The sequence below is a fragment of the uncultured Nonlabens sp. genome (assembly GCF_947495285.1).
Classification (GTDB): Bacteria; Bacteroidota; Bacteroidia; order Flavobacteriales; family Flavobacteriaceae; genus Nonlabens.
Genome location: NZ_CANLXZ010000017.1, coordinates 41,543 through 63,024, shown reverse-complemented (window position 1 = coordinate 63,024; position 21,482 = coordinate 41,543). Strand labels below are relative to the sequence as shown.

Below are 21,482 nucleotides of genomic sequence, written 5' to 3'. Positions count from 1 at the left end.
TGGTTAGTTGAAAATCAAAAATAACAAAATAAGTGTATTCTTGTTCTTCTTAGGAAAAAGCGAAATTTAATCTTTAGAAAATAAAAAAGGTGTAATAAATCATTACACCTTTAAAATATCATTGCATTTTAAAATTACCTCAGTGTGATCTCATTACTACTCACACGTATAGGACCGTTGTAAAGGTTAATTCTATAATTTCCTTTAACTATATTATCTTCATCTGCTCCTAGTACATCACATATATCTAGTTCTTTACCTTTGTAATTAAATTGTATCACTTTAGAATAAGTCAATTCCTGACCATCAAACATTTGTTTTTTATTGAGTCCTAAAACATTGTTCTCTGGGTTTATTACTTGCAGGTAAAAAGAAGTGACTCCAGTACTAGCAAGTGGATTTTCTGGCAGTGTAAAACATACTTTTATATCATCTACTCTACGCGCTCTATCGTTTTCTATTTGCTTACCTGAACTTCTTACTATAATTCCTACTGGTTTAAAGTTAGTAGGTATTAACGCGGCTGCACGAGCCATGTCTGCATTCATGTTCTCTATGGTAGAATTTTGATCTTGGTTTTTTAAAATCTCACTGTTTAAAGCAGATAACGTACTATCGTTCACCATGGCAAGATTTTGATTCACTATTTCTAGAGTATGTATTCTATCCTGCAATAAATCACGCTCTTTTCTAATATTAGATAATTCGGCACGCATTCTAGACAGCACTCTTACATCTGTTTCTAATTTACCGACACTATCCACTAGTCTTGCGATGCGATCTCGTGCGTCTACCAGGTCTGCATTGAGCGCGTTACCTTTTTCTATTTCTAGATCATACTCTGTAGAGATGTTCTCTAGTTCTTTTTGAATTTGTGCTTTCTCATCATTTAAAGCTACCTTAATACCTTCATTTTCTTGATAATTACTATAAGACCAACCTCCTAATCCTATGAGTGCCAAGAGTAAAACTGCTAGTAAAATTTTAAATATTCGGTTATCTTTTTGCTGTGCCATGTTGGGTTGTTTATCTTTAGAACGTAATAATACCTATTTCAATTATAAATATCGGTTATAAATGGGTTGCTTTAAAGTTTAAGTTGGTTAAAAAATTATCGCGCAGTCTTGATTAAGCACGATAATTTTCTTTTACTTCCCTAACTTCATATCCATACCGTTCATTTACACTAAATTTACAATTGAGATAAAAAAGGCTAAAATAATTTATTCTGAGGTGGATTTCTGATTTTATTAACTTGTTTTTTCCTGTGGTCTGTATGGGCTGCAACGGTATCTTAACGACTGGAGAACAAATCATTTGCACCACCTGCCGTGCTGAAATCCCAACATCTCTCAATCATTTACAAAAAGACGATAAAGTAAAAGAACTTTTCTTTGCTAGGGTAAATATCGAGACTGCCACCAGTCTATTTTATTATGAAAAAATAGGTGTGGTACAACAGTTAATCTATCAATTGAAATATAATGGTCATGAAGAGGTAAGTCCTTTTTTGGGAAAATGGCTTGCTACCAATCTTAAGGAAGATCCTGCTTTTAAAAACATAGATCTAGTAATTCCTGTTCCTGTACATCCCAAACGACGCGCAAAAAGAGGATATAATCAGGTAGATGGTTTTGGAAAAGAACTAGCAGTTGTTTTGGGTGCTCGCTTTCGCGAAAGCGTACTCATAAAAAACCGTAATACCATAAATCAAGCTCAATTAGGACAAGTAAAGCGTAGTGACGAGACGCAATCTCCTTATGAACTAGTTGAGAAAATTGCACCAGGCACTCATGTTTTACTGGTAGACGATGTAATTACTACTGGAACGACATTAACGCTTTGTGCCAAAGAACTACACAAAAATCCTGATATAAAGATCTCCATCGCTACGATGGCCATATCTGTGTAGAGAAAAAATATTACACTCTTTATGCTTGATTTAAGATTATTGAGAGAGAGAGGTAGATTTTTGCGACTAGAAACTTATGATTTTCTTTAATCATGGCTTTAATATTCTTTTTACTTTTGTTTTTAAACATTTACTATGAACAATATTCTAGTTGCTACAGAAAATAAAATTACAACCATAACCATAAATAGACCTACAAAATTAAATGCTCTCAATAAAGAGACCATTGAAGAATTGAGCCAGGCTATATCTACTGCCGAAGAGGACGTTAACACACGTGTTATCATTCTTACTGGAAGTGGTGAAAAGGCATTTGTGGCTGGAGCTGATATTTCAGAATTTGCAGACTTCTCTCCAGAAGAAGGAAAGAGACTGGCTGGTAAAGGTCAGGAATCATTATTTGATGCTATCGAGAATTGCTCTACACCTGTTATTGCTGCCATTAATGGTTTTGCGTTAGGTGGTGGTCTTGAGCTTTCTATGGCAGCTCATTTTAGAGTAGCTAGCGGTAACGCTAGATTAGGACTTCCAGAAGTATCTCTAGGTGTGATCCCTGGCTATGGTGGGACACAGCGTTTACCACAACTAGTAGGTAAAGGTCGCGCTATGGAAATGATAATGACTGCAGGAATGATAGATGCTGACACAGCTCTTTCTTATGGACTTGTAAATCGTGTAGTGACTCTAGAAGAATTAATCCCTACTTGTGAAAAACTAGCCTCTAAGATTATTAAAAACAGCCCGATGGCTATAAGCGCTGCCATAGATGCGGTTAACGCTAGTTACATAGATGGTACTGATGGCTACCAGGTGGAGATCGATAACTTCGGATCTTGTTTTGGCACAGAACAGTTTACTGAAGGAACAACAGCCTTTCTTGAGAAACGTAAGGCACAGTTCTAGAAATAGAATTTTTATATTAAACACAAAGGGCAAAATTAATTTTTGCTCTTTTTTTGATTAAAATGGAAAAATTATTATGATATTTAAGCTCAGACTTAACCATGAATTCTCTTTTACTAAATCTTTTACCTCTTCTACTTTCACCAGCTTTTATATTTATCGCTTTAGCTTATTTCAGTGACTATAAGCGAGACAAAAAGTATATGCGTAGCGGTTTTAGGTTTATGCTGTGGTTTGTAATTGCAACAGTAATATTTTTTTTTTGAATAGGTCAGATTATAGGAGAAGGCATTGTCATACAGGTCATAGCATACGGTATTTTAGTTCCGTTAGTTTTGGTGATTAAAAGTTCCATTAATTATAGGATCAATAGAAAATTATAGGTTTTGCCAAACATAAGCGTGTATCGCGCATCATAAGGGGCGGAATTAATTCCGTATCTAATTATATTGAACGTTTATTCTTAAAATATGTATTTATTAAACATTCTGATAGTAATTATTGTTGGAGCCTTTCTCAAACACATTACTAAAAAAACACTTGAACAACCCATAGAAGTTGGTGGTAAAACGGTTTTACGAATGAATTCAATGTTTAAATTACTCGGATTAACCTGTATGTTTTTGGGGTGGTCGATGCCTATTCTGTTTTTAATTATTGAAGACTATTCAAAAGATGGAATGATAATAATGTTTGGACTTTTGATATTTTTTTTGGTACGGGATATTGGATATATTCTTGGAGTAAAAATCATCATGTTCTCTATGACAAGAATGAAATAACAGTGAGCATATCAGGAAAAAAGAGTAAGACATTTCTTTGGACTGAAATAAAACAGGTCGAATTAAGTCATTGGAGCGCTAAGTATATTTTAAGTCTAAATTCTAACGAAAAAATATACTTGAGTCAACATATAACTGGTATAAAATATTTTATAGACAAAGTAAAAAATATTATTAAGTAATCGTCAATCACAATTTATCCTCTAAACAAGAAGAAATCATCCTTCATATCTTCGATTTGTTCATCTTTATTAGTGATGATATAATCTAGTGCTTTCTCCGTAAACTTAAGACCTTTGTTAGTGAGAGAAACCACCTCATCTTGCATGGTAATCATGTTGTTTTTTTGTGCTAATTCAAGAACCGTTTTAGCACGTACTTTACCCCAATTGATATGTTCATGTAAGTGCGCAACTCTTCTTTCTTCTATACTATCATGATTATTAAGATGAAGTAAGAATGTCAATAAAGAAACTTCTGTACGCTGCCTTTTCTGTCTAAATAGAACCGCTATCAACCCTTTAGTCGGTGCAAAAAGATAAACTAGTAAAAAAATTAACCCTAAGACTGTTGTGATAGAGCCGCTTATAGAAGCATCTAACCATACTGCAAAATAATAACCGCCTATAGCACTCATGATTCCAAAAAGAATGGACAAGACGATCATCTTTTTTAAATCTGTAGTCAGTAAATAAGCGGCTGCAGCTGGTGCAATCATTAATGCGACTACAAGAATAGCTCCTACTGCATCAAAAGAAACCACTGTAGTTACTGACGCAACACTCATTAATCCATAATGTAATACCACAGGAGAAAAACCTAAAGCAGATGACAATCCTATATCAAACGTGCTTAATTTCAATTCTTTATAAAAAGCAAATAATAGAGCTAGCGTTATTACTAGAGTTATAGAAATGGTCCACATACTTTTAGGCCCATAGCTTACATGATCTATCATTAACTTATCAAAGGCGGCATATTCCAGTCTACCTACTAATACGGCATCGGTATCTAGATGAATATCGTTTGCATAAATAGCAATTAATAAAACCCCTATACTAAATAAGGCTGGGAATACGAGTCCTATCGCTGTATCTTCTTTTACTAAACCGGTTTTTTGAATAGCTTCTACCAGCACAACAGTTATAATACCACTGAATGCGGCAAGCAATATCAACCATGGTGAGGCAAGGTCTTCTGTAATAAAAAATCCTATTACTATACCTGGAAGAATAGAGTGACTTATCGCGTCGCTTATTAACGCCATTTTACGTAAAACTAAGAACACACCTGGTATAGCACAAGCTACAGCAGTAAGGCAAGCAATTAAGATAATAGCTAATTCTGCATTCATGATTCAGGCATATTAGTGTTATACAAATTTGCTGCAGTTTGAAAACCTTCTTCTGTTAGTGACCAGTCTTGTCCTTTTATGGTTATCCAGCTCTTATCTGACAGCGTTTTTAAAGTACCTCTTGTAAAACCTTGGAAACCATTTAATATTTTAATAGAGTGAGGTCTGGAAATATCCTCATGCTTTTCTACAATACCATACATAAAATACAAAGTCTTTTTTAACTCTAAATCTCTACGGTTTCTTATCAAACGTATTTGTTTAAATAAAACACCACGACTAGGAGAAAAAATAAATGACACTCCTACAAAAACTGCGGCAACTAAAACAATCACTGGACCAGTAGATAGGTTGTTATAACTAGCACTTATTCCTGTACCAAAAACACCAGAAAAAGTACCAAATACAGCTGCTAGAATCACCATCGTACCAAGACTATTAGTCCACTGTCTTGCCGCTGCTGCTGGAGCGAGTAACATAGCACTCATTAAAACAACACCTACCGTTTGTAAACCTATAACTATAGCTAATACAATAAAAAAACTGATCAATCCATCTATGAATCGTGTATTAAAACCTAGAGTCATGGCATAATTCTTATCAAATAACAAGAGTTTAAATTCTTTCCAGAATAGCAACATTACGACAAGACTTATACCTGTCACAATAATCATAACAATCACATCGCTTTGCACAAGTGTAGCCGCCTGCCCGAATAAATACTTATCTAACCCTGCCTGATTTGCATCTGGTTGTTTCTTTAAATAACTTAAAACCAATTCTCCAAAGCCAAAGAACAAACTCAAAATAAGACCTAAAGCTGTATCTGTTTTAAGATGTGTTTTAGTAACTATTCCACGTATCCATACGGTACCTATAAAACCACTGATTAAAGCGCCCAAAAGAAGAACGTTAGAATCCTTTAATCCAGTAAATAGAAAGGCTAGCGCGATACCTGGTAACGCGGCATGAGAAATCGCATCTCCTAATAAGCTTTGTTTTCTCAAAACAGCAAAGCTACCTAGCATACCACAAATAGCACCTAGAACAGCCGTACCTAGCGTTATAGTACGCAACGTATAATCTGTAAAGAAATCTATTAATTCCATCTAGTTATTTTTGTACAGCTACTTTATAATTGATACCATACGTCTTTGTTAGATTATCATCATTAAAAATATCTTTTACAGGACCTGTAGCAATATGCTTTACATTTAAAAAAGTAACCCAGTCAAAGTATTCAGGAACCGTCTGTAAATCATGGTGCACGACTATTACCGTTTTACCAGCTTTTCTCAGTTCTTTTAAGATATTAATGATCGCAATTTCAGTAGTAGCATCAACACCTTGAAAAGGCTCGTCCATAAAATAGATAGCTGCATTTTGAACTAATGCACGAGCTAAAAATATACGTTGCTGCTGCCCACCAGATAATTGTGATATCTGCCTACCTTTAAAAGCAAGCATTCCTACTTTCTCGAGCGCTTCTAGAGCTTGTTTTTTTTGTTTTGCGCCTGGTCTTTTAATCCAGCCTAGAGCGCCATAAGTACCCATCATGACCACATCTAGTGCTGTCGTAGGAAAATCCCAGTCCACACTACCTTTTTGTGGCACGTAAGCTACTTTATCGCGTTGCTTCTTATAAGGTTTACCATAAACAGCAACAGAACCTGCAATAGGGTCTATAATACCCAGAATAGATTTTATCAACGTAGATTTTCCTGCACCATTAGGACCTACTATAGCCATTAACACACCTTCTGGAATAGATAAATCTATATCCCATAGGACTGGTTTATAGTTATAAGCCACCGTAAGATCATCTACCGCTACTGCTATTTTCTGTTCCATTATTTAAGTGCGTTTACAATAGTACTCACGTTATGTTTATACATACCTATATATGTACCTTCTACCGTTCCAGCACTACCTAATGCGTCACTAAAAAGCTCTCCACCTATCTTCACATCATGATTTTGTGCTTTAACAGCAGCTTGTAAAGCCTCTACCGTACGTCTAGGGACACTACTTTCTATAAATACCGCATTAATTTTATTTTCTATTATAAAATCTGTAATGCGTTGAACGTCTTTAACACCAGCCTCTGTTGCAGTAGATATTCCTTGCAGGCCTACTACTTCAAAATCAAATGTTCTACCAAAATAATTAAAGGCATCATGAGCAGTTACTAGAATACGACGCTCCTTAGGAAGTTCTTGTATCTTTACGTTTAAAGCAGCTGTTAGGTCTATTAATTTAACTAGATAAGCATCTCGGTTTGCTTCATAAGCTAGTTTGTTTTCTGGATCTAGTTCAATAAGTTTTTCAGTTACATAGTATGTAATTTTATTCCAGTAAGTCAGATCAAACCATATATGCGGATCATAATTACTTGCAAAATACTCGCTACCTATAAGAGACTTCTCAGACACTCCATCACTTATCGCGATAGTAGTTTTACCTTGCTCATTCATTTTTTCAAAAACCTCTACCAGTTTACCTTCTAGATGCAAACCGTTGTAAAAAATAACGTCTGCACCGTCCAGTTTTCTCACATCGCCCTGACTTGCTTTATATAAATGAGGGTCTATACCACTACCCATTAAACCATTTACATCGATAAGATCACCACCTATATTTTCTACTAGATCGGTAATCATGGTAGTAGTTGTCACAACTTGCAACTTACCGTTATCTTGTTTTTTTTCTCCACAGCTCACTATCGATAAGACTGTTAAGAGGAATACTATTTTTTTCATGTTGTAAATTTTAAATGTTCCGCTTTCGCGAAAGCGGAAACACTAATAATTTATTTATTATTTCTAATTCTATAACTTAAACCTGCACTTAATAAAATATTCTGAATATCTGAAGTAATACCTGTTCCGACAGTTATATCAAATTGTAAGTCATCGTTTGCTAAATAAGTTAAACCTGCATCCCAAAGATGATTTGCCTTAGAATCTTCAGGGAAATCTCCGTACAACTCTGCATAAAATCCAACTTTATCAAATAAATCATATCCATAAGAAATAGTATAGATGTAAGCAAGTTCAGGGTTTTCTGGACTAAGTTTTGCACCTACATTATATGCGATTCCAGAACGATCTGAAAGTGTATGATCAAATGCAAATCTGAAATCTATTCCTGTATTCTCTGGTATATAGTCAGATCCTGCAGTAAAAGGAAGGGTTAAATGTCCTAGTAAAGCAATTTTAGGCATCCATCCTTTTTCTTGGGCAATACCTATTTTTGCACCTAATAGTAATGGAGATGTTCCATTTAAATCATCACCTTGACGCTCTCCATTAGATTCAAATTCTGTGTTGCGATAATCTAATCCTAATCTCAATTCAAAATTATCTAAAAGGCCGTAGCGTAGTAATGTTGTACTATAAGTAATTTCTTTAGTTTTTAAGTCATTATCTTCACTTTCTGTATAAAAACCACCTGTTTCTATTTGAAGAAACCCTTTTCTAACCGTATTAGCAGATTCTGTTGCGTCTGGTCTGTCAGTTACAAGCGCTCCTATTTCTTCGGTTTGAGCCACTGCAACGCTAGAAGATACAAGGGCAATTAGTGTAAGTGTTATTCTTTTCATTAGTTCAATTTAATATAAAGATTATCAGATATTAGTTTTGATATTTGTAGTTCAGCTCCATTTACTTTAATGGTATAGGAAAGGTCAAATTCTTCAAAATCGACAATTTCTATATGAGTACCTAGTTTCATATGTTGCTTATCTAGATATTTCAAGAAATTTTTTGAGGAGTCTATCAGACCGATTAAGGTACCTTTATCACCTTTTTTAAGTTTAGAAAGAACGGTTTTATTGGTCTTTTCATAATTTCCATGCCGGTCAGGAATAGGATCTCCATGTGGATCTTTTTTAGGAAAACCGAGATGTTTATCGATTTGATCAATAAGCTTTTGTGATTGAATATGTTCCAGCTGCTCTGCTACTTCATGGACCTCATCCCATGAAAAGTCTAACTTCTCGACTAGAAACACTTCCCATAATCTGTGTTTTCTAATGATTTGATTTGCACATAGTACTCCTTTATCAGTAAGTCTCGCACCTTTATAAGGAACATATTCTGCTAGATTTTTATCTGCTAACTTTTTAAGCATGTCCGTTACAGATGACGCTTTTGTATTCATGCGCCCTGCTATTTCATTAGTAGACACTAGAGCCTTACCACCTTGTAGATGGTAAATAGCTTTAATATAATTTTCTTCAGATATGGAATGCATGCGGTAAAGGTAAAGTTTTTATTTGATATAGGTAAATTAATTTTTAGTCTTGTCTAAAAATTTAGTTAAAAGAAAAATCAAACATAAAAATTTAATCTATTCATAGAAATGCATTTCTTCCACATATTTTTGCACATCATGGTGCATAAAATATCTCAAATCTTTACCTGACGCAATACCATTGCGTATCATGGTAGAAGAAATCTCCATAATAGGTGCTGGAATAAGGGTGATCTTGGGGTGATTTACAAACTGCTCAGGAACATCACCAGATGAAACTCTAGGATAAACTATGATGCTATAATCTTCTAGAATTACTTGATAATTCTTCCATTTATGTAAACTTTTCAAATTATCTTCTCCCATTATAAGAGTAAAATCCTTTGTAGGATACTTTTCTGAAAGATATGCGAGAGTATTTACCGTATAATTAGGCTGTGGTAAGTTAAACTCAATATTACTTGCATTTATCTTATCATAATTATCTGTAGCAAGATGCACCATATGTAAACGCTGGTAGTCATCTAACAATGTCTTCTTTTTTTTATGCGGATTATGAGGTGTAACCACCATCCAAATTTCATCTAGATCGCTATTTTCAACTAGATAATTTGCAATAGCTAGATGCCCTATGTGTATAGGATTAAACGTACCGAAGTATAGACCTATCTTACTCCTCTTCGTCATCACTGACTTCTTTATTTATAAACTCATGAACTGTTTGAAACGCTTTTAACTTTGCCGCATCGAGATCGTCGTTCTCGATAATAACGTCAAATTGTGGTGCTGTCGCCATTTCAGTACTAGCCTTTGCTACTCGCATAGCAATTTTCTCTGCAGTTTCTGTTTTACGTTTTTTAAGACGTATTTGCAACTCATTAATAGAAGGTGGTTTAACAAAGATAGCAAGGCTACGATTAGGAAATTTTTTCTTTAAACGCAGACCACCTACCACATCTATATCAAATATAACATGCTTACCTTGTGCCCAAAGTCTTTCTACTTCTTCTATAAGAGTCCCGTAAAACTGATCTTTATAAACCTCTTCAAATTCAAGAAAGTCATTTGCTCTAATTCTATTTTTAAATTCATGAGTACCTAGGAAATAATAATCTTTTCCATGAACCTCTCCATCTCGAGGCTCTCGAGAAGCGGCACTTATAGAAAAAGCGAGGTTAAGCTCTTCTTGATTCAGTAAGTGTCTTACTAGGGTGGTTTTACCAGCACCAGAAGGAGCACTAAAAACAATTAGTTTAGGTAATACTTCCATTATAATACGTTAAGCAGTTGTTCTTTTATTTTCTCTAGCTCGTCCTTCATTTGAACCACTAGCTGTTGCATGCTAGCATCATTAGCTTTACTACCTATTGTATTTACTTCCCTACCTATCTCCTGGCATATAAAAGCTAATTTCTTACCCTGAGATTCTGTAATACCCATGGTCTCAATAAAGTAGTTCAAATGATTTTCTAAACGCACCTTTTCTTCTGTAATATCATATTTTTCTAGGTAATAGATAAGTTCTTGTTCAAATCTATTTTGATCAACCGACTCTTTTAGATCAGATACTGCTTTTTCAAGTCTTGTTCTTACGCTAGCGAGTCTCTCTTTATCCTCTTCTATCACCTGGCTAAGAAGAACTTTAATATTAGTGATACGCTTATTGAATTCTATCTCTAGCACATTACCTTCTTCTTTTCTAAAATCATTAACTGCCGCAATAGCCTTTAAAGCAACTTGTTGAATAACAGCGACATCTTCCTTTGCTACTTCTTTGCTTTCTTGAGAAAAAACATCTGGAAATCTAGTGGCCATTTCTAGCAATTGTAATTTATGCTCTGGACTATCATATGAAACGCCGTCTAATTGTGCCATTTGCTTCATGTAACCTTCTACTACCTCTAGATTAAGTTTTGAAGTGGCCGCTATACCTGTTTGCTCTATATGGACAGAAAAATCTACTTTACCTCTTGATAAATATTTTGCAACTAGCTGTCTTAAAGGCAACTCTTGCTGTCTGAATAGAGAACTGATTCTTATGTTAAGGTCTAAATTTTTACTATTAAGAGTTCTTATCTCTATAGTTATTTTTTTATCTGATAATTGATCGACTGCTTTACCGTAGCCAGTCATAGAAGTAACCATTCTCTACTTTTTTTCTACAAAGATAACAATTAAGTAAAGGATTATGGTTTAACTACTAGTTTCATCCATTTTACCACGTAATCTACTTAAAGACTGCTGTCTTATACCTAAAAAGGACGCTATCTCTTTGAGCGGTAACCTATCTTCTATAGGCGCATAGCGCTCGATAAATTTAAGATATCGAGTAGTAGCATCGTGACTAATCATTCTAGATTTCTCATCTACCATGTCATGATATCTTTTCAACATAATCTTGTGAAAAGCTGGTGACAGACCAGAATACAGCTTACTCATGTATTCAAAATCTTGATATTTAAAACACAACACCTCACCTGCTTCTATACAGGTAATTTGAAGATCAGATGGTTTTTGATCTATAAAACTATACATAGAAGCCATAACATTACCATCTGCAACAAATCGCACGGTATGTAAGGCACCCAACTCATCAATAATACTACCTTTAAGTATGCCTGATTTAACGATAAAGATACAGTCAGCCACCTCACCTAAATGAAGTAAAACCTGTTTTTTACGTACCTTAATCACTTCGAGCATGCTAAAAATTTGATTAGCATATTCCAATGAAGGTTTATCACCTTCTCCAGTTAAATCATATAAAAACGATGGTAATTCCATAATACGAATTTAATTAATTTACTCGTTAACAAGTAAATATGGATAAAATTTATTTAAGCACAAAACTCCAGACCTTACAAAGTAAAAATGAACGCTTTCAATATTAATTAAACTTCATAAATATCTTATTTTTAAAGATATAAACAAAAACAATTATCGCATCCATAAGGTTAAAAAATATGCAGATGATCAGGTAAAAATAACTAATTATCCTAAAACACACTAGATTACTCTCATAAAATAAGGGAGCAAATTTACTAAAAATAGAGAATACCGACAATATATTTGAAATGGTAAAAAAATAACTTTTAGCTCAAAAGAAGTTTAAACCGTTCTAAAATAATATATTGTTGCTTTTTATGAACAATTCCCTACTCTCCACTAAAATAATTACACCTGCCCAACAAGAATTAGTTCTTAATACAGGAATAGGATTAACACAATACGATATTTTAAAAACAGAATATGTAATTCTAAAGGAGAACGTTGTTTGGGACCATATAATTATAACTAGTAAAAACGCAATCCCAGCGATATTACCTTATTTGAGCCTAATTCAAAACATTTACTGTGTGGGTAATAAAACCGCTGCATTGTTGCAAGAAAATGGTCTCCAGCCTAAATATATTGCACAAAATGCAGTAGAACTTGCCATAGAATTAACTTCACATTACAGTAATCAAGATTATTATTATTTGTGCAGCGAGCAACGTCGGGATGAACTTCCTGCGTTCTTTCTAGATAAAAAAATACCTTTAAAAGAAGTTTTTGCCTATAGATCTATTGCGGTCGTGAAAACCTTTGATCGTATTTTTGCAGCTATAGCTTTCTATAGCCCTCGTGGTGTGCACGCTTTCGCGAAAGCGAACCCTAACAACAAAACTCTAATAGCAGTTTGTATAGGAGATACAACCGCCACCACTGCAAGACTCTATTTTAAAAATATAGTAATCGCAAATAAGCAGACTATAGAAAACACATTGATAACAGCAATAAAAGCATTACGTAATGATTAAGAACGATCTTTTTTTAAGAGCATTAAAAGGTGAAACCGTAGAACGTCCACCAGTATGGATGATGAGACAAGCAGGCAGGTACCTACCTGACTTCATGAAGCTTAAAGAAAAATATGATTTTTTTACTAGATGTCAAACTCCAGAACTAGCCACAGAAATTACGGTAATGCCCATAGATCAAATAGGTCCAGATGCGGCTATTCTATTTTCTGACATTCTTGTCATACCGCAAGCAATGAACATAGATGTAGAGATGAAAAACGGTATAGGACCGTGGCTACCTAATCCTATAAGGTCTGTAAAAGATCTAGAGCGCGTGGTAGTGCCAGATGTAAAAGATACTTTAAGTTATGTATATGAGGCCATAGACATGACTAAAAAAGTACTAGATAATAGAGTTCCTTTAATAGGCTTTGCAGGTTCTCCATGGACTATTCTTTGTTATTGTGTACAAGGACAGGGAAGTAAAAACTTTGACAAGGCAAAAGAATTTTGTTTTACCCAACCAGAGGCTGCACATGTATTACTTCAAAGAATTACAGACACTACTATCGCTTATTTAAAAGAAAAGGTAAATCACGGTGTGAATGCTGTACAAGTTTTTGACTCTTGGGGCGGCATGTTATCTCCTACAGATTATCAAGAATTCTCATGGAAATACATCCAGCAAATAGTAGACGCTCTTAAACCACATACAGAGGTTATCGTTTTCGGTAAAGGGTGCTGGTTTGCACTTAATGATATGTCAAAGAGTGGTGCAAGCGCACTAGGTGTAGACTGGACTTGTAGTGCAAGAAATGCTCGTTACCTTTCTGGTGGAGAAATAACTTTACAAGGTAATTTTGACCCATCTAGATTATTCTCACCACCTGCCGAGATTAAGAAAATGGTAACGCAAATGATTAATGAATTCGGTAAGGATCGTTTTATTGCTAACTTAGGTCATGGTATATTACCTAACATACCTGTAGAGAACGCACAAGCATTTGTAGATGCTGTAAAGGAATATGAACAATAATATATAATTATGCTTAAAAATATCCTGAAAGGACTGCAAGCCTATAAAGACAGTTTTAAACTGATCAATGAATTAAAACTCTGGTCATTTTTTCTAGTTCCTATGGGTATAAGTTTACTTTTTGGAGCATGTATATTTCTAGCTATTTACGGTCTATCAGATAACTTAGGCCGTTTTATCGCTGGAATATGGTTTTGGGAATGGGGTAAAGAAACATTTACCGAAATAGCGACATGGATAGGTGGACTAGCGATAGCCATTTTAGGATTTATATTATATAAACACGTAGTTATGGCGTTAAGCGCGCCTTTTATGTCACCTGTGTCAGAGCGTATTGAAAAACACCTCTATCCAGATTTACATGACGATATTAAACATCGTAAAACTAGTAACACTGAACAGTTAATGCGAGGTTTACGTATTAACATAAGAAATTTACTTTACGAAATTTCTATCAGTATACCTCTTCTCTTTTTATCGTTCATTCCAGGGGTTAATTTCATCACCACACCTTTACTCTTTTTAGTACAGGCGTATTATGCAGGTTTTGGTAATATGGATTACACTTTAGAACGTCATTATACCTATAGAGACAGTGTTAATTTTGTTAAACAAAGTCGTGGTTATGCCGTAGGAAATGGCATCGTATTTATGGGAATGTTATTCCTGCCTGTTATAGGTATAATACTCGTTTTACCAGTTGCAGTTACATCAGCTAGTAAAATAACACTAGAATTATTAAGAGAACGTAAAATGCTGGTAAAAAGTAAACAGCAACAGTTAGAACAATCACACACTCCAAAACTAGAATCGTGAAAGATCAATTTTACTCCTTTATAGTAGAACTTCAAAATACCATTACATCAAAATTAGAAGCAATAGATGGTGGCGCAACCTTTCATCAAGATGAGTGGCACCGCAAAGAAGGCGGCGGCGGTTTTTCTCGCATTATTCAAAATGGTAATGTATTTGAAAAAGGTGGTGTGAGCATAAGTGCCGTTCATGGTGACTTACCACCAGCAATGCAAACCTATTTTAAAGTAAAAGATTGTAATTTCTTTGCCACTGGTTTAAGTCTGGTATTGCATCCAGAGAACCCTATGATACCTACTGTACATGCAAATTTTAGGTATTTTGAAATGTATGATCAGTCAGGCACGATAGTAGACTCCTGGTTCGGTGGTGGGCTGGATCTGACTCCTTATTACCTGTTTGAAGAAGATGCTCGTCATTTCCATCAGGTATGTAAAGACGTATGTGACCGTCATGAAATTGCAGACTACGCTCTTTTTAAAGAGAAGTGTGATGCCTATTTTCACAACTCACATCGTGATGAGGCTCGTGGGATAGGTGGTTTATTTTATGATTATTGTAAAGAATCAGAAAAATTCACCATGCAGGACTGGCTTGCTTTTCAAATAGATATGGCCAGCCATTTTCTAGAAGCTTATATCCCTATAGTAGAAAAAAGAAAAAGTTTATCTTATACAGAAGAACAACGCAACTGGCAAGAAATACGACGCGGCCGCTACGTGGAATTCAATCTAGTACATGATAAAGGAACACTCTTCGGTCTTAAAACAAACGGTCGTATTGAGAGTATCTTAATGAGCCTGCCACCACATGTGCAATGGGTTTATGATCACCAACCTGATGCTGGCAGTGACGAAGAAAAATTACTTAAGGTATTAAAAACACCAGTGAATTGGCTTTAGAATATGATAAATCCAGTCTTTAAATGGGTTTAAGGTTTTATCAAAATTTGGTTAGCGATATAATAATAATCGTGTTTAGTCAATTTTGTGCTAATATATAAACCGATATGCTTCCTACATTTGGATAAATCAAAAAATATTTATTAAGTTTAAAAAATCAATTGTGCTTGCAATGGGATTTGCTTTTAGTGAATCTTTAATGAGTTTTGCAAAATCAGAAAATGATAAAGAGTATAATTGTAATATACCAGCTTGTTACTCCGTAGGATTGGCTGATAGTATGAGTTTATCATTATCTCCAGCCGACTATGAAGACGTTTAAAATGATGCTTATAGTTTATGTATGAAATAAATGATTATAAATCTTTAATTAAAAATAAACATCATTTATTTAGCCCAAATTATTAAAATTAATTTGGGCTATAAAATTTTATATATGAAATTCAAAATATTATTTCTCCTCCTATTTACGACTTTCACAGCATTTTCTCAAACGGGAAAAATCACTTATAGCGTGCAATTGATTAATGATACTGATCATGAGTTTATTCATAAATTACGAACAGAATTTGAACTTATGGAATTCACTCTTCGTTATGATGCAGACTCCTCCTACTTTGAAATGCAACCGTATATTATAAAAGATGAATTATCTAGTAAAATAGCAAAATCTTTACTCAGTATTAAAAGCGGTATTCAACAAACTAAAAAACAAGCCAATACAATAAGAAAAGTTAAGGATAGTATGTTCAAAGTTGATTATTCGGCAAGAATGAATGCTTGGAAATTTACCAATGAAACGGCTATGATAGATAACTACAAGTGTTACAAGGCTGTGTTTGAATTTTATAATAAACTTTCTGGTAAAACATTACTTTATAATGCATGGTACACTCCAGAAATTCCAGCAGGTTATGGTCCTATAGGCTTTGGCGGATTACCAGGATTAATATTACAATTAGAATATAAAAACGCTACATTTAAGGTTGAAAAAATTATTTTGAATCCTAAAAATATAGAGGTGCCATCTATAGGTGATGCTCCTATGATAACTGTAGATGAACATGTTAAGAAAATGAGAGCTGCCAGAAGGGTTACTGAAGAAAAGGAATAACAATGCTTTCTTATTCACTTTTTAAATATCAATCATAGTAATGCTAAGTAAATTTTCCATACTATCTTTTTTATTGCTTTTTTGTATTAGTGCTGCTGCTCAAGTACAATTAAAAGGTACCGTATTAGGTGTAGATAATACCGTTGTAAGTGACGCAAACATTATTGCTTATCCACAAGATGATTTATCACCACCTGCATTTACAACAAGTAATGATCGTGGATTATTCTCCCTAACTCTAGAAAATAATGTTAATTACCTATTAAGTATTACACATATCAAATACATAAGGTTTAAAGATTCACTACTATTAAAAACAGACTTATTAAACTATACGGCCATCTTAGACACCAGTATTGATGAGCTACAAGAAATAATAATAAAAGGTAGAGTCCCTATTACCGTAAAAAAAGACACGACTACTTATGATGCGTCAGCTTTTAGTAATGGAAAAGAAAACAAACTAAGAGAACTACTTAAAAAACTACCAGGTATCACGGTAGATCGTGAAGGAAACGTAGAGCATAAAGGTGAGAAAGTCACTCAATTATTAATAGATGGTAAAAAATTCTTCTTCGGTGATACAAAGCTAGGGGTTAATAATATCCCAGCAAATGTGGCAAAAGAAATTGAGGTAATTAAAGATTATCATGAAACTTCATTCTTTAAAGGACTAGAGAAGTCAGAGCAAATCGCACTTAACATTAAGCTTAAAGAAGATAAAAAGAAATTCTACTTTGGAGAAATAGAAGTAGGTGCAGGAATAGAAGATCAATATGTATTGAATCCCACTCTTTTTAAATATTCTGATAAACTCACCATTAATTACATAGGCGATCTCAATAATACAATAGAAAAATCTTTCACCTTAAAAGATTACCTCAGGTTTACTGGAGCATCTGACCTTGATGGTATAAAAGATGTATTAACTTCAGGCATTTCTCAATCTTTAATAGAGCAAGAATTTAAAGCAAATCGCCATTTGTTCTCAGGTTTTAATTCACAATACAATCCAAATAAAAAATCTGAATTTAGAATATCACTTATTGGCTTACAAGATCAAACAGAACAGCAAGACGCAAATGTTTTGAGATTTTTAAATGAGAACACAACAGACAGCAGATTAACTAATACAGAAAATGAATTAAAAAATTTATTTGGATTATTTGAGTATAATCTTAAAATAAATCCTAATACAGAACTACGCAATAAACTAAAATACGAGAAGACCATTTTTGACTATGATAGTCAGACAACTTCTACATTTTTAAATAACGGCAACCCTTTTAAAGAGTCGGTCACTGGTTACAATACTTCTCTTTTACTTGAAAGTAATTTTAATAAGAAATTTAATAAACATCATACTACAAAAATCACTGTAAAATGGAAGCTAGATCAAGAAGAGGAGATTAATTCTACACTAAGTGAAACTAATGTGTTTGCAGATTTCATTCCAGTAGTAAACCAACAAGAATATTCAGTTCTTCAAAGTAATGATACTAAAAGTCATAAAATAGGCGCCGATTTTACTCATTATTGGGTATTAAATCGTAAAAACCACCTATATCTAGAGTCTTCAAATTACTTTACCGATCAAAATTTTGATTCACAAGCGTTTCAAAATATTGAAAGTAATGAACGTCTTCTATTTGATGGGTTTAATAATGACGTTAGCTTTCTAAATTTTAAATCACAATCTGGATTTACCTATAAACGCTTATTTAAAAATATAATTGTAGAGTCTAGCCTTCACTTCTTACACAATACTCTATCGATCGATAATATAAGTAATGCTTCTAACCTTGTTAATAATAAAATTTTACCTTCAGTAAATGCAGAATGGCAACTGAATAAAAAAAATGAAATCTCTTTTCAATATACTGAAAATGCAGATTATGTGAATTTTCAAAAATACACATCAGGTTTTCAACTCAATGGATTTAGCAGTATTTTTCAAGGTAATCAATTTCTAGATATTCAAGAAAGTAATAAGGCAGTGTTAAATTACTCTTATGGGCAAACCTATGGATTTACTTTACGCACCACTCTAAGCTATAAAAATGTTGAACCTATAATTATCAATCGCTTTGAAGTAGACGAGATTTACAGAACAAGTACTCCAGTTCAAATCGATCGTTCTAATTCATTTTATACCGCAAATCTTAGATTGAGTTATATTAATCCATATTGGTTGATCAGATTTAATTCGTCCTATAGAAAATCAAATCTTACTACCATAATAGACTCTACCCTATTACCTACTACTAGTAATACTTTAGATAATGCATTAACGGCAAGCACTTCATTTAAAGATAGACCGAATATTGATACAGAAATAAGATATTTAATTTTTAATAATAAGATCGATGATTTTGAGAATACGCAACAAAACTTCTCTATCAACACTACTTTGACCTATGATTATGAAGATTGGAAATTGAATTTAACTTACGATTTCACTACTTTTAGAAGCAATAACAACGATAATCGTACTTCATCATTTTTTGATAATTTATCTTCTCAAATCATATATCAAAAAGAAGATAGTCTTTGGGCTTTTAAATTGAAAGTATACAATCTGACTAACAATGAGGAATTCATAAACACTTCATTTAACACTACCTTCATATCTGAAATAAGTAATGCCGTTTTTCCCAGATATGCTTTATTTTCTGTGAGCTATAAACTTTAGCAATTGTTTACAAAACTAGCAAAAGATGGTCTACAAAAATCGTTCAATTATTATTAAAATATTCATTCTTAGCTGCTCTTAATGTTTACGCTTTCGCGGAAGCGTAATTAAAAATGTCTTTTATCGACTAATTAATGCTTTTTAGCGGTTTTAAACTCCCTATTAGAACGGATCAATAGTTTTAGCAAGAATTTAATTTAATTTTAATACTAACTATAGATGAATTAAATAATGAAAAAACTAAAATATCCGGTAGGAATTATTATAACTATTATCATAGGAATACTGCTCACCATATGGTTGTGTTGTGGTACATGTTATAGCGGTAATTGTAATGACCAGGAGAAAACAGACTCAGCGATTACTGTAGACAGTGACACCACTTCTCAAATTAAAACTGCACCCCAAAAAGAGCGTTTTAACGGCATAGAGCTATTTAATAACAACCAAGAGTTAATTGAAAGATCTAATGACAACCTAGATTTTAACAGCAATGATTATCACCACATCATTCCCGTATCAGATAACGCGACAAATAGCTTTAAAAACATAAAGAACTATTTAGAAGACAACCCTGATACTAAATTAAATATTACCGGTCTATACACGAGTACAGAAACTAACTCAAGTGCGTTTACTAACCTAGGTGAGGCAAGAGCAAACGATGTTAAAAACTACCTAACTAGTTTAGGGTATGACAACTCTAGAATGGATATCTATGGCAGCTTAAATGATGAAATGACAGCGAGTGATAGTATTTTTAAAGGACCCATTACCTATACGACGGCATTAATAGCAAAGGGAGATGCTGCACTAATTGAAAATCAAAAACTAGATGAGTTAAAGGTTCAAATTAAAGCAAACCCTTTAATCCTACACTTTCAGACAGGAAGTAATACCGTAAAATTAACTGCGACACAACGTAAGAAAGTATCTGAGATCAATTATTACACAAATAAAAGACCAGAAGATAGAATTCTAGTAATAGGACACTCTGACAATGTAGGTAACAGAAACTCTAATATCGCATTGAGTAAAAAACGCGCGATAGAGGTTGAAAAATACCTTATAGAAAATGGATTATCTAAATCAAAAATAGAAACTGGAGGTAAAGGCCCAGACGCTCCTATTGCAAATAATAAAACAGCAGAAGGAAGAGCAGAAAACAGACGTGTAGAAATAACAATTAAATAAAACCAACTAAAAAATAAAATATGAATTTATCAAATATATGGTGCTGGTTATTACCATTATTAACAGGGATTATATCGGGAATAATAGGTTATTACTGGGGTAAATCTAATTCTGTAATTACTAATGATTGTGACGACTGGATAGATAAGAACAAAACATTACAGTCTGAAATAGACCAATTAAAAGATCAATTAAAAAGTTGTGAGATTAACTCTTCTAGTCTAAAAAATAAGGTGTCTCAATTAACCAAAAATTCAGATGATTTAAAAATAAAAGCATCAAAAGCAGAGGCAGATGCAAGATCGCTTCAATTAAAATTAGATCAAGCACCTGCAGTAGATGCAACAAATACAGCAAATCTAGCTAGCGGATTTGTAGCAGGAGCAGTTACTAATAATGTTATCGATAGTGCAAATGAAGACAGCAATTTAAAATATGATGCCGATGCTGCAAAGGCCGCAATGGGTAAAAGAATAAAACCAGATGACCTTACCATAGTGGAAGGTATAGGTCCTAAAATTTCTGAATTATTTCATGCAGCAGGTATTAGAACGTGGTATAAATTATCACAAACAGACCCTGTTAAGTTAAAAGAAATTCTCAACAACGGTGGTTCTAGATTTCAAGTACACCAACCTGGTAGCTGGCCTAAACAGGCTGCTATGGCTTTTAAAGGTGAATGGTCTCAACTATCAAAATGGCAAGATGAACATAAAGGCGGTAAGGAATAAAACCATAATTTAT

22 protein-coding genes are annotated in these 21,482 nt (G+C 33.7%); 11 read left to right on the top strand and 11 right to left on the bottom strand.

Translation table 11 applies throughout. The features are described 5' to 3' along the window. Positions 1 to 134 precede the first annotated feature (134 nt). Positions 135 to 1,016 carry a hypothetical protein gene (locus Q0838_RS08815; RefSeq protein WP_298953674.1) on the bottom strand — a complete coding sequence of 294 codons (882 nt, stop codon included), beginning with the start codon at positions 1,014 to 1,016 and terminating at the stop codon, positions 135 to 137. Between the two features lie 260 nt (positions 1,017 to 1,276). Between Q0838_RS08815 and Q0838_RS08810 the strand changes: the two genes are divergently transcribed. The 3 genes from Q0838_RS08810 (at position 1,277) to Q0838_RS08800 (ending at position 3,597) form a co-directional block, all read left to right on the top strand. Continuing rightward, positions 1,277 to 1,912 carry a ComF family protein gene (locus tag Q0838_RS08810; protein WP_298953671.1) on the top strand — a complete coding sequence of 212 codons (636 nt, stop codon included), beginning with the start codon at positions 1,277 to 1,279 and terminating at the stop codon, positions 1,910 to 1,912. Positions 1,913 to 2,047: 135 nt separating this feature from the next. After that, on the top strand, positions 2,048 to 2,815 hold the full coding sequence (locus Q0838_RS08805; RefSeq protein ID WP_298953668.1) for an enoyl-CoA hydratase-related protein: 768 nt from the start codon (positions 2,048 to 2,050) through the stop codon (positions 2,813 to 2,815). Positions 2,816 to 3,285: 470 nt separating this feature from the next. After that, positions 3,286 to 3,597: a hypothetical protein gene (locus Q0838_RS08800; RefSeq protein ID WP_298953665.1), complete on the top strand. Its 312-nt coding sequence runs from the start codon at positions 3,286 to 3,288 to the stop codon at positions 3,595 to 3,597. 196 nt (positions 3,598 to 3,793) lie between these two features. Here Q0838_RS08800 and Q0838_RS08795 read toward each other — a convergent pair whose 3' ends face one another. The 10 genes from Q0838_RS08795 to Q0838_RS08750 all read right to left on the bottom strand — a co-directional run bounded on the left by Q0838_RS08795 (position 3,794) and on the right by Q0838_RS08750 (position 11,989). Continuing rightward, positions 3,794 to 4,954, bottom strand: a complete 1,161-nt coding sequence (locus Q0838_RS08795; protein WP_298953696.1) for a metal ABC transporter permease — start codon at positions 4,952 to 4,954, stop codon at positions 3,794 to 3,796. Then, positions 4,948 to 6,060, bottom strand: a complete 1,113-nt coding sequence (locus Q0838_RS08790; RefSeq protein WP_298953663.1) for a metal ABC transporter permease — start codon at positions 6,058 to 6,060, stop codon at positions 4,948 to 4,950. The genes Q0838_RS08795 and Q0838_RS08790 overlap by 7 nt, the downstream gene beginning before the upstream one ends. 4 nt (positions 6,061 to 6,064) lie before the next feature. Continuing rightward, positions 6,065 to 6,802, bottom strand: a complete 738-nt coding sequence (locus Q0838_RS08785; protein ID WP_298953660.1) for a metal ABC transporter ATP-binding protein — start codon at positions 6,800 to 6,802, stop codon at positions 6,065 to 6,067. Then, positions 6,802 to 7,710 carry a zinc ABC transporter substrate-binding protein gene (locus tag Q0838_RS08780; RefSeq protein WP_298953657.1) on the bottom strand — a complete coding sequence of 303 codons (909 nt, stop codon included), beginning with the start codon at positions 7,708 to 7,710 and terminating at the stop codon, positions 6,802 to 6,804. The genes Q0838_RS08785 and Q0838_RS08780 overlap by 1 nt, the downstream gene beginning before the upstream one ends. Before the next feature lie 50 nt (positions 7,711 to 7,760). After that, positions 7,761 to 8,552 carry a transporter gene (locus Q0838_RS08775; protein ID WP_298953654.1) on the bottom strand — a complete coding sequence of 264 codons (792 nt, stop codon included), beginning with the start codon at positions 8,550 to 8,552 and terminating at the stop codon, positions 7,761 to 7,763. Next, a complete protein-coding gene (locus Q0838_RS08770; RefSeq protein WP_298953651.1) occupies positions 8,552 to 9,205 on the bottom strand; it encodes a metal-dependent transcriptional regulator in 654 nt (217 codons plus the stop codon). Before Q0838_RS08770 ends, Q0838_RS08775 begins: the two co-directional genes overlap by 1 nt. A gap of 96 nt (positions 9,206 to 9,301) precedes the next feature. Next, entirely contained in the window at positions 9,302 to 9,892 is a 591-nt protein-coding gene (gene nadD, locus Q0838_RS08765; RefSeq protein WP_298953648.1) for a nicotinate (nicotinamide) nucleotide adenylyltransferase, read from the bottom strand. Further along, positions 9,876 to 10,475 (bottom strand): guanylate kinase, encoded by a 600-nt coding sequence (gmk, locus tag Q0838_RS08760; protein ID WP_298953645.1) that lies wholly within the window; start codon positions 10,473 to 10,475, stop codon positions 9,876 to 9,878. Before gmk ends, nadD begins: the two co-directional genes overlap by 17 nt. Further along, the gene (locus Q0838_RS08755) at positions 10,475 to 11,350 is read right to left on the bottom strand and encodes a DUF1732 domain-containing protein (protein ID WP_298953642.1); all 876 of its coding nucleotides are present in this window, start codon (positions 11,348 to 11,350) and stop codon (positions 10,475 to 10,477) included. Before Q0838_RS08755 ends, gmk begins: the two co-directional genes overlap by 1 nt. A gap of 48 nt (positions 11,351 to 11,398) precedes the next feature. Next, positions 11,399 to 11,989, bottom strand: coding sequence for a Crp/Fnr family transcriptional regulator (locus tag Q0838_RS08750; protein WP_298953639.1), 591 nt, complete (start codon positions 11,987 to 11,989; stop codon positions 11,399 to 11,401). Positions 11,990 to 12,348: 359 nt separating this feature from the next. Here Q0838_RS08750 and Q0838_RS08745 point away from each other — a divergent pair, with 359 nt between their 5' ends. From Q0838_RS08745 to Q0838_RS08710, 8 genes are all read left to right on the top strand, one after another. After that, positions 12,349 to 13,005, top strand: a complete 657-nt coding sequence (locus tag Q0838_RS08745) for a uroporphyrinogen-III synthase (RefSeq protein ID WP_298953636.1) — start codon at positions 12,349 to 12,351, stop codon at positions 13,003 to 13,005. Then, the gene (gene hemE / locus Q0838_RS08740) at positions 12,998 to 14,023 is read left to right on the top strand and encodes a uroporphyrinogen decarboxylase (protein ID WP_298953633.1); all 1,026 of its coding nucleotides are present in this window, start codon (positions 12,998 to 13,000) and stop codon (positions 14,021 to 14,023) included. The genes Q0838_RS08745 and hemE overlap by 8 nt, the downstream gene beginning before the upstream one ends. Before the next feature lie 9 nt (positions 14,024 to 14,032). Next, a complete protein-coding gene (locus Q0838_RS08735) occupies positions 14,033 to 14,839 on the top strand; it encodes an EI24 domain-containing protein (protein ID WP_298953630.1) in 807 nt (268 codons plus the stop codon). Then, the gene (hemF, locus tag Q0838_RS08730; RefSeq protein WP_298953628.1) at positions 14,836 to 15,738 is read left to right on the top strand and encodes an oxygen-dependent coproporphyrinogen oxidase; all 903 of its coding nucleotides are present in this window, start codon (positions 14,836 to 14,838) and stop codon (positions 15,736 to 15,738) included. The genes Q0838_RS08735 and hemF overlap by 4 nt, the downstream gene beginning before the upstream one ends. Before the next feature lie 436 nt (positions 15,739 to 16,174). After that, a complete protein-coding gene (locus Q0838_RS08725) occupies positions 16,175 to 16,852 on the top strand; it encodes a GLPGLI family protein (RefSeq protein ID WP_298953627.1) in 678 nt (225 codons plus the stop codon). Positions 16,853 to 16,892: 40 nt separating this feature from the next. After that, positions 16,893 to 19,544 carry a hypothetical protein gene (locus Q0838_RS08720; RefSeq protein ID WP_298953625.1) on the top strand — a complete coding sequence of 884 codons (2,652 nt, stop codon included), beginning with the start codon at positions 16,893 to 16,895 and terminating at the stop codon, positions 19,542 to 19,544. 231 nt (positions 19,545 to 19,775) lie between these two features. Further along, positions 19,776 to 20,738, top strand: coding sequence for an OmpA family protein (locus Q0838_RS08715; protein WP_298953623.1), 963 nt, complete (start codon positions 19,776 to 19,778; stop codon positions 20,736 to 20,738). A gap of 20 nt (positions 20,739 to 20,758) precedes the next feature. After that, positions 20,759 to 21,469 carry a hypothetical protein gene (locus tag Q0838_RS08710; protein WP_298953621.1) on the top strand — a complete coding sequence of 237 codons (711 nt, stop codon included), beginning with the start codon at positions 20,759 to 20,761 and terminating at the stop codon, positions 21,467 to 21,469. The last annotated feature ends 13 nt before the right edge of the window (positions 21,470 to 21,482 follow it).

What these genes read in the sequence shown, in the direction of transcription:
- Q0838_RS08790 (WP_298953663.1), bottom strand. Translation starts at nt 6,060, where the DNA reads ATGGAATTAATAGATTTCTTTACAGATTATACGTTGCGTACTATAACG.
- Q0838_RS08775 (WP_298953654.1), bottom strand. Translation starts at nt 8,552, where the DNA reads ATGAAAAGAATAACACTTACACTAATTGCCCTTGTATCTTCTAGCGTT.
- Q0838_RS08785 (WP_298953660.1), bottom strand. Translation starts at nt 6,802, where the DNA reads ATGGAACAGAAAATAGCAGTAGCGGTAGATGATCTTACGGTGGCTTAT.
- Q0838_RS08720 (WP_298953625.1), top strand. Translation starts at nt 16,893, where the DNA reads ATGCTAAGTAAATTTTCCATACTATCTTTTTTATTGCTTTTTTGTATT.
- gmk (WP_298953645.1), bottom strand. Translation starts at nt 10,475, where the DNA reads ATGGAAGTATTACCTAAACTAATTGTTTTTAGTGCTCCTTCTGGTGCT.
- nadD (WP_298953648.1), bottom strand. Translation starts at nt 9,892, where the DNA reads ATGACGAAGAGGAGTAAGATAGGTCTATACTTCGGTACGTTTAATCCT.
- Q0838_RS08770 (WP_298953651.1), bottom strand. Translation starts at nt 9,205, where the DNA reads ATGCATTCCATATCTGAAGAAAATTATATTAAAGCTATTTACCATCTA.
- Q0838_RS08735 (WP_298953630.1), top strand. Translation starts at nt 14,033, where the DNA reads ATGCTTAAAAATATCCTGAAAGGACTGCAAGCCTATAAAGACAGTTTT.
- Q0838_RS08725 (WP_298953627.1), top strand. Translation starts at nt 16,175, where the DNA reads ATGAAATTCAAAATATTATTTCTCCTCCTATTTACGACTTTCACAGCA.
- Q0838_RS08805 (WP_298953668.1), top strand. Translation starts at nt 2,048, where the DNA reads ATGAACAATATTCTAGTTGCTACAGAAAATAAAATTACAACCATAACC.
- Q0838_RS08780 (WP_298953657.1), bottom strand. Translation starts at nt 7,710, where the DNA reads ATGAAAAAAATAGTATTCCTCTTAACAGTCTTATCGATAGTGAGCTGT.
- Q0838_RS08715 (WP_298953623.1), top strand. Translation starts at nt 19,776, where the DNA reads ATGAAAAAACTAAAATATCCGGTAGGAATTATTATAACTATTATCATA.
- Q0838_RS08755 (WP_298953642.1), bottom strand. Translation starts at nt 11,350, where the DNA reads ATGGTTACTTCTATGACTGGCTACGGTAAAGCAGTCGATCAATTATCA.
- Q0838_RS08815 (WP_298953674.1), bottom strand. Translation starts at nt 1,016, where the DNA reads ATGGCACAGCAAAAAGATAACCGAATATTTAAAATTTTACTAGCAGTT.
- Q0838_RS08810 (WP_298953671.1), top strand. Translation starts at nt 1,277, where the DNA reads ATGGGCTGCAACGGTATCTTAACGACTGGAGAACAAATCATTTGCACC.
- Q0838_RS08710 (WP_298953621.1), top strand. Translation starts at nt 20,759, where the DNA reads ATGAATTTATCAAATATATGGTGCTGGTTATTACCATTATTAACAGGG.
- Q0838_RS08750 (WP_298953639.1), bottom strand. Translation starts at nt 11,989, where the DNA reads ATGGAATTACCATCGTTTTTATATGATTTAACTGGAGAAGGTGATAAA.
- Q0838_RS08745 (WP_298953636.1), top strand. Translation starts at nt 12,349, where the DNA reads ATGAACAATTCCCTACTCTCCACTAAAATAATTACACCTGCCCAACAA.
- Q0838_RS08800 (WP_298953665.1), top strand. Translation starts at nt 3,286, where the DNA reads ATGTATTTATTAAACATTCTGATAGTAATTATTGTTGGAGCCTTTCTC.
- hemE (WP_298953633.1), top strand. Translation starts at nt 12,998, where the DNA reads ATGATTAAGAACGATCTTTTTTTAAGAGCATTAAAAGGTGAAACCGTA.